We start from the raw sequence: 12,572 nt of genomic DNA on the forward strand, positions 1-12,572 counted from the left end.
TATAGGAGAATTAAAAATTGTATCCAAATATGAGACTGAAATTTGTACCGTAAGTACGCCTGAGCGCTAATACATCTTTTGATTTACTGAATCGTTTATTATCATCAAGATCCTGATAGAAGTTGGCATTTTGATTAATGAGATCAGTGATGTTCAGTTTAATCTCGCCTTTTGAATTCAATATTTTCTTCGCTATTTGCAGGTCAAGTAAGGGTCTTGGCGCTTCCCATATAGCCGGGTTCTGGTCGTTACCAACAAATAATATTCTGCGGCCTATTTGATTGAACAGTATAGTAGAGGTTAGACCAATTTTTTCTGCATCATATAAAAATCCCGCGTTTATAAGATATGGTGATTGCCCCTGCATCGGTCTGTCCTGCTGTTTATTTTCAAAATTTACCCGATTGTATATATAAGAGGCATTCCCCTGGAAACTGACGTTCTTTAGACTTTCATCTACAAAATCAAGTTTCTTCCTGACTTCCAGTTCAACACCGTAGCTCTTCGCAGACAACGCATTTACATAGTTAAAAGCATATGAATTCACTCCGGATTGATTAAATTTCAGCTCAATAGGATTTTTAAAGTCCTTATAAAATAATCCGAATGTAATAACCTCTCCAGGGCGTGGATAATATTCATATCGCGCATCAAGATTAGTTATCTTTGTCCGCTGCAAAGTTTTGCTCCCGGTAATGATAGCACCCATCTCAAAGTCATAGAATGCGAGGTTAGTGAGTTCGCGGAACTCCGGTCTAACCAATGTCTGAGACTCTGCTACCCGGATATTGGTTTTATCATTTAGCTTAAATGTGGCATTTACGGAAGGAAGGAAGTCACCTACTTGCGTATGATTGAACCGCTCATCTGATTTTCTGGTACTACCCACCAACTGATCGAAGTTTTCATACCGCACTCCCCATACAACACGTAACCAATCTGTAAATGAGTTGTCAAACTGTATGTAACCTGCGTTTAAAATGGAGTTTGCCAGGTAACGATACTGAATCCCTACAGTTTCGTTAAAGCCCAGTTGATTATCCGCAGTACCGAAATTCTCAGGTGCAAAAATGTGATCTTCGTCCTGCATTCTCAGAGCCAGGTTATCGGAAGGTAGATTAACCGCAAATGGCCGACCATCGAACAACCTATCCTTTATCTGCAACATGTAACCACCTTTAATAGATTGCTTTCTATCCCAAAGTTGGAATGACTTTGTAAGATTGCCACCGGCAGTATATATGTAATCGGAAAGTGTGGAGTAATAAATGCTACCGCTTTTCTGAGAAAGTGTATTTGACAACAATGCCAAGTAAGGAGCATCTTTAGTTTCTGTTGTCTGATTATACTGAATGCGTCTCTGCATGGGGATATACTGATCCAGAATATTGAAGCTGCCGTACCAATCGAGTTTGAGCTTGTACGTTGGTAGGTTATGTTCACCAGATAACACCGTATTGAAGAAAGTATTCGCTCTGAATCCCAGCTCTCTTGCACGTATGTTATCAGTAGGTTGAGCCTCATAATCCTTTCCCACACGCAAATTGGTGTAATCACTGGTTGTAACGTTGAAGATATTCTTCAATGAAATCTTGTTATTCTGGTTGAGCTTTAGTGAGAAGTTTGCCATAGCTCCTTCCAGAATATCCGTGCTGTACTTATTATTTTGGTATTCAAAGCTGGGAGGTGCAGACATACCATTTATTACATAAAAGCCGTTGTCATATTGCAACCTGCGTATAGAGCGATTATAATTCACCGCGAATACAGCCCCAAACTCTTTGTTAAAAATAGTGGTACGGGTACCGCCGCTGATTAAAAACTGCTGCCCTAATCTGGCTAAAGGATTCGTATTCTTATTAACAGAAAAAGCGTTACCAGCCATCTGTTTTCCGTAGTTTATTTTATCTGCCTCACTTAGCCCTGCAAATACTGATTTTGTCGGCATTCCTTTGGGCAAAGCGCGTGTTCCATCGTCAAATCCAAGCCAGTCTGTTTTTCCACCTTTATAGGAGTAAAAATCATTTCCAATAGTATTACTATTGAAATTCGTTCCGATCTGGATATTGAGAAACTTATTATTGGGGATATCTTTTGTATTTACCTGTACTAATCCACCGGCCCATTCACCCGGATACTCCGGAATAAAAGTATTGTTGATAATTATATTATCAATCATATTGGACGGGAAGAGATCGAAAGAAAATGTTTTTCTATCTGGTTCGGTACTGGAAAGCAATACCCCATTTAACATGGCCTGGTTGTACCGATCAGCCAACCCTCTAACTACGAGGTACTTACCTTCCTGTACACTGGTGCCGGGAATCCTTTTTAAAACCTCACTGGTATTCTTATCCGGAGATCGTCGGATAGCTTCAGCGGATACTACCTGCGCAACTGCATTAGTGTTTTTCTGAAAACTAATCAGTGAATTGATGGATTCTTTCCTGTAAGTGGTGGTGATATTAACCTCTTTAAGGTTGGATACATTCTGCGCCAGTGTAATGACTATATCTTCCTGACCGTCTGCCTTTACTTCAATATCATTAATAGTTTTTGCAACATAACTCATTGCAGAAACCTGGACACTGTATTTTTGGCCGGCAGCAACTTTAAAGATAAAGCGTCCTTCTACATCAGTAACTGTTTTAAGCCCGCTCGCAGGAATCTGTGTATATGCGCCAATTATAGGAGCGTTTTTATCATCAACAACCCGCCCGGTAATCTTTCCATTCTGTGCGAATACAAGTTGGGATAAAAGGAAAAGCAATGCTACACTAAGTAGATTTTTATACATCGCGGGATTTGGTTTTATTTCGGGGCAAATATCGTTATATCGCAATATAGTAATGTACAGATAGTGTTAAGAAATTATTAACTCTGGATTAGAAGGTGATTAATATATTACTACAAAGCATCGGGTTTTAAAACAAGTATTGTAATATTGCAATAAGTAATTGGAAAAATGGGACTAACGAAAACGGATTTATTTAATAAGAAACAGAACGACCTGGCACAGATGGCAAAGGCAATTGCACATCCAGCACGAATTGCGATTCTCCAATACCTTATAAAAGCGAATACTTGTATTTGTGGGGATCTGGTAGATGAATTAGGACTAGCGCAGCCAACAGTGTCCCAGCATCTAAAGGAACTCAAAAATGCAGGGTTGATTAAGGGGACTATTGAGGGGACGAGCGTTTGCTATTGTATTAACCCGGAATATTGGGCGCGGTATCGGGACATGTTTGCCGGTTTCTTTGTGGAGGTGAAGGAAGCCGATAATGATTGCTGTTAGGAAATGAGTATTATATTTTAATGGTATGTTAAGTGATTCATGGACTTATAGGAACTCGCTTTACCCTGGCTATACAACATGAAGCCCTTGTATTACCAAGTTGTTTTCTGCCAGATGATTTTGGAGCCATCTACCTGCGGCCAATGTATCTTCCTGCTTAATCTGTTTACCTCCTACTAAAGCAAGCCCCCACTTTCTACCCTTATATTCAAATAGAGGTGATTCCTGAGAAATACGCCAGATTGCATAATCTATATTACGGACCAACAACCAGCAATCCCATACAACATAATAAAGCTGTCCCTGATAAGCAATATGCTCCTTGTATAATTCCGGCGTGCCGTGATATTTTCCAGGAGCCTCACTGAATCCTGCAGGAACACTCACGTCTTTTCCCGTCAGTAGATAATAGGTGTTTTTTTGCGCCGGAGCTGGTTCATCGCCTCTGCGGCGAAGAATTTCCTCAAACATCCCAAAATAAAGCCGCTGTAGCTGATGTACGTATTTAACTACCGTTTTTGATTCATAGGTACCAATACCGATGCTCCAGGTATCTTTCTCGTGTTTTTTGACGAAAAGCCGGTCACCTGTTGTGGAAAATTTCTCGAACATGCCATATTTTGAATCCCTTACACTGGTAAAGTTTAGCATGGAAAGTTCATTCCGGTCAATAATAATGGGTTCCAGGAAATGGCGCATGGATGGAAGAAAAGGATAATGGGCCTCCTGGATTCGGATGACGGAACCCTGGTACCTGAAATAAAATCCCTCATTCGCCTGTTCCAGCTCAATTCCTTTCATATCTTTGATTTGGAACAAAAATACTAAAAAAATTAGCAAAACAAGATTAGGCGTTATGGGTTAGATCTTATACATTAAATATTATATGTAATTCCACTGACGCTTTTTTATATATCGTATAAAATATTGATAATAAATTAGTTATATCAATTGGAATATTTTTAACAAATCTGGAAGAATATTATAAGGAATATTTTTTGTTGTTTTGGAAAAAAACACTATATTTGCATTATAATTTGATAGTATGATTTTATCACAGGAACAGGTTGAAAATATCGCGCGGCAGTACTATCCGAAAATTGCTTCCGCGATTGCAGATGCTTTTGCAGATTATATGGCATTAAGAGCGCAGGGATCATCTACAGGTGTGGTTGATTTTAAGCCGAGGACATGTGCTTCACTCATTCATGATTTCATCAAGGTGAGAATAAAAGAGCAGATAGGTGAAGATGCAGACATTTCTCTTGGAGAGTTTAATGGCATTTTCGGCATTTTAGTCCAGGGGAGCGTCTTTATAAGGTTTAAAAAATTCAATGACGATTTAACAACCTCAAACGTTAAAACTGATCAGAGCGAAAACTACAATAAGCAGGCAAACTTCGCTGGTTTTGGTGGTGAACCCACATTGTTGACAGCTGGGTATCGTCCTGATAAGTCATGGACATCAATTCTAAATATCCATGTTGTATGTCGCGCTGGTGATGTAATCATTTGGCAAAAGGATCTGACATCCGAAGTAAAGCAAACATCAATGTTTACGATGGAAGAGGAACAGAATACAACTACTACCAATCGCGTTTCAGTTAAGAAGGGTATCCAGAAAACGGGAACGGACGATAAGTGATTTTTATTTTAGCGTAATAATCTACTATATATGACTGCCATTAACCCGGAGATGATAAAACTCGCAAGGGAATCTCGGGGGCTTAATCAAGGTGATCTGTGTACTTTGTTAGGAGTGGCTCAAGGAACTATTTCAAAAATTGAGAATGGTTTAATGCAGCCATCACCTGAACTTATTCAAAACCTGTGTAAAGTCCTCGACTACCCTAGTTCATTTTTCAGTCAGAAAGATAATGTTTATGCTACAAGCTACATTTACTACCGTAAAAGGCTTAGTATGACAAAGAAGAATCTTTCTGTTTCTGAGGCCAAACGGAATATCATTCGAATAAGTATCGAAAAATTATTAGACAGCATTGATTTGCCGGAAACCAACTTATTCCGATGGGATATTGCTACTCATGGAAGCCCGGAAGATGCTGCTCTCTTATTACGAGAGAAGTGGAGAATACCCAAAGGGAAAATTGATAATCTCACTAAAGTAATCGAAGATAATGGAATCGTTATTGTCCCTTTCGATTTTGGCGGTGATAAAATTGATGGGATCAGTCTATATACTGAAAAGAACCATCCTCTTATTTTTGTAAATAATAAACTTAGCCCTGATAGATACAGGCTAACGGTAGCTCATGAATTGGGGCATCTTATATTCCATTTTGGCAATCCTATTGCAGAGGATCGAGATGTTGAATTGGAGGCATTTAAGTTCGCCAGTGAATTGCTGGTGCCATCTATAGATTTCAGGAGGAGTTTTGAAAACTTAGATTTCAAAGCGTTGACCAATCTAAAATTATATTGGAGAGTGTCTATGTCTTCGTTAGTGATGAAGGCTAAACAAATTGGAAGTATAACTGAGAACCAGGCTAAATATTTATTTTCTCAATTATCAGCACTGGGATTTAAGTTACAAGAACCTCCAGAGCTGAGTCCTGCCAAAGAGTATCCAATGTTGATAAAGGAAATTCTTCAAGTGTATAAAGAACAGCTGGGTTATTCGACGGAGGACATGGGGAACTTGTTGCATTTAAACCATCGTGATTTCCAGGACTACTTTAATTTAGATTCTGTTCGATTGAGAGTTGTAAGAAGCACTCACAATTAATCATCACTCAAAGAATAAAAGCTGCCAGTGAATTGTATAATAGAATTCACTGGCAGCTTTTATTCTTAACTACTAAATGCGCTTTCCCCGGATCACTCATTATACTACTAATCTCAGCATTTACTATATCATCAACATCCTCCTTGATCTGCAGAAAGGTTTTCTGCACAATCCCGTTTTCCATACTACGAACCACCGGCAAGTCTTTATAACCTTTCCGTTCACGGTCAGCTGCTTTAGCATCCTTCGTTACTTTATTGTGAAAAATCTTCTGTTTTATTTCCTGTCCGGGATTGTCGGATACAATCCCTACGAATTCACCAGCAGAGAGGTTGCTGATAACACTGGCAGGAATTGCCATGTCCAGCTGCTGGGAATGATTGATGGAGGTATCAGAGCTATTGATGGTAGTGCTGGATCGATCCTGCATAATCTTACCCACCCGTTCACTCATTTGCCGTGCAGTGTCTCCGGAAGCCTGACCACAGATAATATTACCACAGAGATTCATTAGCACATCCGCCATTTCACGGGAATAGTCCTTTCTTACCTGGTCCAGATTCTGTATTACTACGGTAGTGGCTATGAGGTTGGATCTTCCTGTCCCGATCAGGGCATCAATGCCCTGCACGGTAAGGGTGGGAAATTCCTCGAAGTTCACGCCACACTTCATTTTCCCCTTTTTATTGATCTGTTTTATCAGGCGGTTGATGTATAGGGAAAGTACCGCACCGTAAGTGGCCTGCTTTTGGGGATTATTTCCCATGCACAAAATCTGCGGAGCAGATGGGTTATTAATATCCAGGTTAAAATCATTGCCGGAAAGCACGAAGTACAGCTCTGGACTGGATAATCTCGCCATAGCAATTTTTGCTGCGGCTATCTGTCCCTCCAATTGCTCCATTACTCCCGCTTCCAGTGCGGAGATAAACGGAGAAATTAAAATTTCAAGCTCAGGTTCACACCGGATCATGGTGAACAGCTTACTGTATTCAACTTGGAGTAGTTCAATTACGTGAGGCAGTGTACAATACTCCCCATTACGGTATTTGCGTAAATACCAGATCACCGCTGTCAACAGGATTATTGGAGATTCCACGAAAAAATCCCCATTGCGTAAAATCCAGCTACGGTTAAGGCCATAAAGAATGGTGCGGGCAGATTCAGCGGCATCTGTTATGTCCGTCATCGTAGAAGGTTCGAGGGGATTGCACCTTCCCGTTCTTGTTGGATCTTCCGGGATTATCGCATTAAACTTAACCGGTACTTTATATCTATGGCGATACTTTAGATAGTGGTTATATGCAATGGTGGTAAGATCTGGATACTTCCAATCATATATGAATTGACAATAGCCTTTCTCTATCTGTTGCTTAATGACTTCCTCTAAAATGTACCAGGTTTTACCGCTTCCGGGCTGGCCGGCCAAAAGTAGCCCACGTGCTGGATTTATAAGATTTATATAGCTTTTCCTGACCTTGTTTTTTAACTGGTAGGTAGCTGGTATATTAATGGAGTATTCATTTGTCATCAGGCGTTCTTCCTGGGGAAATGTTTGGCTTTTCTTGTTGAAAATATCATCGCGGTCAATTTTCAACTTAATTATTCTGGAAAGTAGTGTGCCGCCAGTGAGAATTAATATATAGCCGGATCCGGTACCGGCAATATAGATGCAGACACGAATCTGCAGATCGGTTGGAAACAACAGCGCATAATAACTGATGAAGTATAGTACCAATCCGGCTATTACATAGAGGCAGACAGTATTGAACTTTACCGTTTCATCTTTCCTACCCTGGGCGCCGAGCAGAGTGATCCCCAAAAATCCTAGCGCAATTAATTTTGATTTCAGGAAATAAGAGAACAAACCTGTTTTAGCGATGTTCTCCAGGAGCCGGTCTGTGATAGCCGACGTTAATTGCCAGCTGTGAAACGCAGCATAACAATAAAAATAAAAGTGCATGACTAAAACAGTCAGGCTGATTAACCTGGTAAGGTCCAGGATCTTGCGAAGACCCTGTTCATTTTCTCCGGTACGCATAACTCACTTCCTCCACTCTTTCTCAGCATATGCGCTGGTTTATGTATCACTAATCAATGGACGGGCGTTTCCGTCTCTTCTTCTTTTTGTTCAGTTCTGGTCCCTGAAAGGAATTTTCCGGTCCTGTTAGCTGCTCAATCACTTTTCCGCTGACAGTTGAAAGCGCCAATATGTTGTCATCTGAAAGCTGCGCTTTCTGTAAACCAGGTGAATCTATCTGGACCGGCTTTGTCGGCAGTAATGAAGTTTCCTGATGTTGGTTTGCTTGTATGGTATGTTGGGGTTCATTCGCTTTTTTACTCAATGCTGCGGCGCTATAGCCTTTACCCAGGGAACTGCCGTTATATACTGTCTTTTTGATATGATCAACGAAAGTGACGCCATACAGCCTGCCGTCCTCATTTATCCTACGCACGGAAGAAATACCCTGCTTTTCCAGCGACCGGAATAGATCAGATAAGGAGCCGCCGGCATGTTGATGGAAATGCCAGTCTATAAGCGCCTTAATCCGCATTTCATCTTCCGGCTTTTTCAGGCAGGCATTTTCCAGGAATTTATTTTCCAGATAACCTAACGTAGGCTTGAGATAGATGGAGCTGGCCTTAATAGGTACGCCTGCCTTCTTCCCATTTACATCAAGTGCGCGGTAATACAGACCCTTGTTACGAAATACCCGTGAGTTATCTTTACAGGGATCAGCATAGACGTTACTCAACTGAAGAATAGCATTCAGTTCAGGAAGTGAGCTGTATTTATAGATATCTACCACATTAGCCAGCACATTGGAGATGCGGCGTTTAGTTTCACTTTTGCCGTATATAACATTTCCCAGATTTAGCACTGGAAGAAAACGTTGCTGTTCTTCCGGATGGTCGGCTGCTCTTGCCAGTCCATACTCTGCCTCAATATTCTTCCTGGCCGGATCTGATTTATCTCTGCCGATGTTGTGAGTTGGTATCCGCCTGCCAGTTTCATTAATCAGGTTGGTAACAATGTGGATGTGCGGTAGCGCTGTATCTGAATGTCGGTATAAGAGATAAGGTTGATTGCCCATACCAATTCTATTCATATAGTCGGTACCGATAGTCTTCATCAAGTCATCATTTAATTTATCGGTAGGATGAAAATTCAGGATGATATGCACGGCATTCTTGTTGGTCCGAGTATTGAGTTCATTCAAATCCGTGAATCGTTTCATCTTATCATAGAAACTGAGATGTTCCTTCTCCTGCAAAAAGTTGCCGGCATGAAGCAGCGCAGCTGTCCCTGCCTTTACCTTCTGTTCATTATAATTCAACATTTTTCCAATATTGGCGGTGGGTTTACCTATTTCTGCATACATAGGCTATGAATTTTTTCAAGTTGGTGTAACATGTCCCGTGAGAAGTCAACCAGCTGTTGCTGCCGCAGGTCGTTAGATAAAATCCAGGTTAGCATTTCCGGTATATCCTTCATGGTGTGCAACTTTTTTACTGCCTGGTTATAGTTATTGCCGATGGCAGCCATCTCATTTTTTATTGCAATGAGGGCTGACAATATTTCATCTGCAGACTGATTCCGATACTTCATTACTACGGGTTTCTTTAGCAATACCTGTCTTGCATACTGGCTCAGATTACGGCAGGTCGTCTGCTGATATTGACTATATATGATATCATATTCCGCAGGTTTTGTGCGGATACTTATCCATTTCTTGGGTGTCTTTTCCATATAAAAAAGTCTTTAGTCTTAAAAAATCCGGCGAGTTCCGAGCGGGATTATTACTATACCCTGCCGACTTTGGAGGCGGGGCGAGATCCCGTTGTGCAACAACGGTACATCTCGCCGGGTGCGGGTACCGGCATCCTGATCTGTCTTCCGGAAGTATTGGAAGTCTTGCGGGGCGGCTACCGGTTGTCTGGAGAAATATTGCAACAGCATGTCTGGAGGATGGTATCGAATAGCTTTGCCACCATTGGAAAAAAAACGCTGGATGGAGCATAGAAAGCAGTGGCAGAAAATATGTAAATGAATATGCGGGTTGGCTATTCTTTTAAAATGAAGTACTGAAATATTGACAGCACAGCAGCCTCTCCAGCTTCTTGTTTTTCTCACGAATATGTCTTTACTGATTATCATACCTCGTCATTTTTAATTTTCACAAATCAGTATCTATCCCTGCAAAACTAATGTTGCACAGCATTCTGGCGATCACCTGTATCAATTCTATACAGCTATGACATAGTAGTTTATATTAGTTTTGCCTTCATATTGTTCAACTAAAACAAAATGTGATGAGTGGAAATGTGCAGACCTTTAATGAGGCCATCGCCGCCGGGTACGAACCCAGGAGCTACCTTTATGATACGGCCCATCTTCCTACGGGCATTGTTCACGCCTTTCTTGATTTTAAAATATGGACGAAGAGCGGTGCAGGGATTACCTGTTTCTTTCGTGATGAAAAAACGGAACGAAAATTCCGGCTGACTGTTTTCAGAAGAAAGGATAACGAGCAGTATATATTAGATGATGGGAAAATTGATTTCAGGGTGTGTCCTTTAAATATCCTATATCAGCTGACTTCCGATAAAAACACCAATGGCAATATTGTATTACGTCAGGCTGATATAATTCATACTGGCAATGGGTAACGTATAAGTAATGAGCCATAGGCTTCAAGGGATAACAATGTTTTTCGTAGTTTTCAGTTATAGATGTGTTCCGGGCATTCCTGCCCGGATTTTTATTGAACAGCAAAGTCCGAATTGATCTTTATCAGATATCCACAACGGCCTGTCCCGTAGGGCAGGCCGTTTTTTGGCGGCAAAAAGACACCAATCCCGGAAGTGATAAAGATATAGCGGGGAGTTATTCTCCCCGCTATATGCCTTTAGTTAAAAATCAGCCCGGCAGATCCTTTGCTGGCAAATGATTCGCAGAGGTTAAAGGCGCTTTGCGTCCGCAATTGCGCGGTACCGTTCATGATGGAATTTAGTTTTACTTCCTGCGTCTTATAACTGCGTACATTCTGAAAGTAACCGCTAACTGCATTATAAGCACCAAAGAGAGTGCCGCGTGTGGTATCTGTCTGCTGGGTGCTGTCGCTCATGGCGTAATCGTAAACATTATCCACGATGTTAGTAAAGGCGGTGGACAGTTCATCTACTTTACCGGATTGTATGTTTTGCAATACTTCTTTGTTAGGCACCATAGCCAGCTGAATAAGTTTTTTTACTTCCGGGTCAGTAATACGCACTTTGGACCAGCGGTTAAAAACTTCTTCCATCTGCACAGACAAGGTGTTAGCAAGGCCCATTACTTTATGAGCCTGTGCGAGCCTGTCCTTTGCATTTACGGTATGCCGTATTTTGATGCTGTTGGAATGGTTACGCATGGCCGCATTCAGTGTATTGTTACATACAATACGGATAGGTGTAAATGCGGCGGTGATGCTTCCCATACCGTTATGGCTGGTAGTTAAGAAAAGATATTGTTCTATCAGGTCATCATTACCCACTTTAATATAATTCGGCAGTTTAGCCGTGATAAATATACGTTCGCCCTGACCCAGCGCCCCGGCTGTTTCGTAAAAAATACCGTCACCGCCTACAATGGAATCAAAGAAGGTAAAGGCGTCCGTGTTCTGTACTACCTGGTAATCCTTTCCCACTACCCCCAACACGGCTTGTGTATCGGTGCGAAGGGTGGCGTAATAGTTGGGTACCTCAATTTCATTATGAATTAATTCCTCTTGTTCGTTGACTTGTCCATTGTCTAATGTAAACAAGCGGCGTTTTTCTACAGTATAATCCAGCCCGGCAAATTGGATTGCTTCCGCGCTGGTAGGATAACTTTCGACAATCTGGCCTAATCCATGCCATGCCTTTTGTTGTACGGAAAAGAAACTATGTTTTCCTGTTTGCTCGTTGAAGAAAATATTATGTGCCATAAAATACCCCTGTTTTGATTTGTAGGCCGCAGCAGGGGACGCTGTGGTAAAGATTATTATAAAATGATTTGGGAAAAGGGTATCCACCCGGACACCGGGCGGATACCTGGGAGTTTAAAAGGGCAGATCATCCGCCGGCGCAGTAGCACCAGCCACGACCGGCGCGGCTGCCGGGCTGCTTTTTACCGGATAGATCTTTATCTTATTTACATGCAGGGTAATTTTGGCCCGTGGTTCCCCTGCTACGGAGTAGGCATTTATACCTATTCTGCCGTCTACCTGTACCAGCGTTCCCTTTTTTAAGAGGTCGGCAACTTTGGTACTGATCCAGTACGCGCAGGATATATAAGTAGTCAGTTTCTTTGTTTCTGTGCTACCTTTCGGGCGGTAATAGTCGTTAACTGCAATACTAAAATTTACTACCTGCTTGTTTCCTGTAACCGTTGCTATAGTTGCATCTGCGGTTAATCTTCCAATGATTTCCATGACTTGAAAATTTAAAGGTGAAAAAATGGTACTTGGTTAGTCGCTTAAAAGTGTTAGCTGTTCCGGGTTTACG

General features: G+C 41.4%; 12 protein-coding genes. 5 read left to right on the forward strand and 7 right to left on the reverse strand.

All coding sequences use genetic code 11. From position 1 onward, the window contains the following. Window positions 1-10: 10 nt before the first annotated feature. Window positions 11-2,797: a TonB-dependent receptor gene (locus ABR189_RS10655; RefSeq protein WP_354660468.1), complete on the reverse strand. Its 2,787-nt coding sequence runs from the start codon at window positions 2,795-2,797 to the stop codon at window positions 11-13. Between the two features lie 168 nt (window positions 2,798-2,965). Between ABR189_RS10655 and ABR189_RS10660 the strand changes: the two genes are divergently transcribed. After that, on the forward strand, window positions 2,966-3,298 hold the full coding sequence (locus tag ABR189_RS10660; RefSeq protein WP_354660469.1) for an ArsR/SmtB family transcription factor: 333 nt from the start codon (window positions 2,966-2,968) through the stop codon (window positions 3,296-3,298). A 69-nt stretch (window positions 3,299-3,367) separates the two neighbouring features. Here the strand turns inward: ABR189_RS10660 and ABR189_RS10665 are convergent, their stop codons facing one another. Then, a complete protein-coding gene (locus ABR189_RS10665) occupies window positions 3,368-4,099 on the reverse strand; it encodes a hypothetical protein (protein ID WP_354660470.1) in 732 nt (243 codons plus the stop codon). Window positions 4,100-4,343: 244 nt separating this feature from the next. On the opposite strand from ABR189_RS10665, the gene ABR189_RS10670 reads away from it, so the two are divergent. Beyond that, on the forward strand, window positions 4,344-4,943 hold the full coding sequence (locus ABR189_RS10670; protein ID WP_354660471.1) for a hypothetical protein: 600 nt from the start codon (window positions 4,344-4,346) through the stop codon (window positions 4,941-4,943). A 30-nt stretch (window positions 4,944-4,973) separates the two neighbouring features. Beyond that, window positions 4,974-6,044 carry an XRE family transcriptional regulator gene (locus tag ABR189_RS10675; RefSeq protein WP_354660472.1) on the forward strand — a complete coding sequence of 357 codons (1,071 nt, stop codon included), beginning with the start codon at window positions 4,974-4,976 and terminating at the stop codon, window positions 6,042-6,044. Between the two features lie 46 nt (window positions 6,045-6,090). Here the strand turns inward: ABR189_RS10675 and mobC are convergent, their stop codons facing one another. Genes mobC through ABR189_RS10690 form a run of 3 tightly spaced genes read right to left on the reverse strand, consistent with a single transcriptional unit; the run spans window position 6,091 to window position 9,795 of the window. Then, window positions 6,091-8,085: a conjugal transfer protein MobC gene (mobC, locus tag ABR189_RS10680; protein WP_354660473.1), complete on the reverse strand. Its 1,995-nt coding sequence runs from the start codon at window positions 8,083-8,085 to the stop codon at window positions 6,091-6,093. Window positions 8,086-8,134: 49 nt separating this feature from the next. Continuing rightward, window positions 8,135-9,427, reverse strand: coding sequence for a relaxase/mobilization nuclease domain-containing protein (locus tag ABR189_RS10685; protein WP_354660474.1), 1,293 nt, complete (start codon window positions 9,425-9,427; stop codon window positions 8,135-8,137). Then, complete coding sequence (locus ABR189_RS10690) at window positions 9,412-9,795, reverse strand: plasmid mobilization protein (protein WP_354660475.1); 384 nt, start codon at window positions 9,793-9,795, stop codon at window positions 9,412-9,414. The genes ABR189_RS10685 and ABR189_RS10690 overlap by 16 nt, the downstream gene beginning before the upstream one ends. A 69-nt stretch (window positions 9,796-9,864) precedes the next feature. On the opposite strand from ABR189_RS10690, the gene ABR189_RS10695 reads away from it, so the two are divergent. Further along, window positions 9,865-10,068, forward strand: a complete 204-nt coding sequence (locus ABR189_RS10695; RefSeq protein WP_354660476.1) for a hypothetical protein — start codon at window positions 9,865-9,867, stop codon at window positions 10,066-10,068. Between the two features lie 290 nt (window positions 10,069-10,358). Next, window positions 10,359-10,715 carry a hypothetical protein gene (locus ABR189_RS10700; RefSeq protein ID WP_354660477.1) on the forward strand — a complete coding sequence of 119 codons (357 nt, stop codon included), beginning with the start codon at window positions 10,359-10,361 and terminating at the stop codon, window positions 10,713-10,715. 239 nt (window positions 10,716-10,954) lie between these two features. Here ABR189_RS10700 and ABR189_RS10705 read toward each other — a convergent pair whose 3' ends face one another. Continuing rightward, a complete protein-coding gene (locus ABR189_RS10705) occupies window positions 10,955-12,013 on the reverse strand; it encodes a DUF932 domain-containing protein (RefSeq protein WP_354660478.1) in 1,059 nt (352 codons plus the stop codon). A gap of 114 nt (window positions 12,014-12,127) precedes the next feature. Then, a complete protein-coding gene (locus tag ABR189_RS10710) occupies window positions 12,128-12,499 on the reverse strand; it encodes a single-stranded DNA-binding protein (RefSeq protein WP_354660479.1) in 372 nt (123 codons plus the stop codon). Window positions 12,500-12,572 lie beyond the last annotated feature (73 nt).

Source organism: Chitinophaga sp. H8, from assembly GCF_040567655.1.
GTDB classification, from domain to species: Bacteria; Bacteroidota; Bacteroidia; order Chitinophagales; family Chitinophagaceae; genus Chitinophaga; species Chitinophaga defluvii.

Coding starts and splice junctions, on each gene's coding strand:
- ABR189_RS10675 (WP_354660472.1), top strand. CDS start 4,974: ATGACTGCCATTAACCCGGAGATGATAAAACTCGCAAGGGAATCTCGG.
- ABR189_RS10665 (WP_354660470.1), bottom strand. CDS start 4,099: ATGAAAGGAATTGAGCTGGAACAGGCGAATGAGGGATTTTATTTCAGG.
- ABR189_RS10670 (WP_354660471.1), top strand. CDS start 4,344: ATGATTTTATCACAGGAACAGGTTGAAAATATCGCGCGGCAGTACTAT.
- ABR189_RS10655 (WP_354660468.1), bottom strand. CDS start 2,797: ATGTATAAAAATCTACTTAGTGTAGCATTGCTTTTCCTTTTATCCCAA.
- ABR189_RS10685 (WP_354660474.1), bottom strand. CDS start 9,427: ATGTATGCAGAAATAGGTAAACCCACCGCCAATATTGGAAAAATGTTG.
- ABR189_RS10700 (WP_354660477.1), top strand. CDS start 10,359: ATGAGTGGAAATGTGCAGACCTTTAATGAGGCCATCGCCGCCGGGTAC.
- ABR189_RS10660 (WP_354660469.1), top strand. CDS start 2,966: ATGGGACTAACGAAAACGGATTTATTTAATAAGAAACAGAACGACCTG.
- mobC (WP_354660473.1), bottom strand. CDS start 8,085: ATGCGTACCGGAGAAAATGAACAGGGTCTTCGCAAGATCCTGGACCTT.
- ABR189_RS10710 (WP_354660479.1), bottom strand. CDS start 12,499: ATGGAAATCATTGGAAGATTAACCGCAGATGCAACTATAGCAACGGTT.
- ABR189_RS10705 (WP_354660478.1), bottom strand. CDS start 12,013: ATGGCACATAATATTTTCTTCAACGAGCAAACAGGAAAACATAGTTTC.
- ABR189_RS10690 (WP_354660475.1), bottom strand. CDS start 9,795: ATGGAAAAGACACCCAAGAAATGGATAAGTATCCGCACAAAACCTGCG.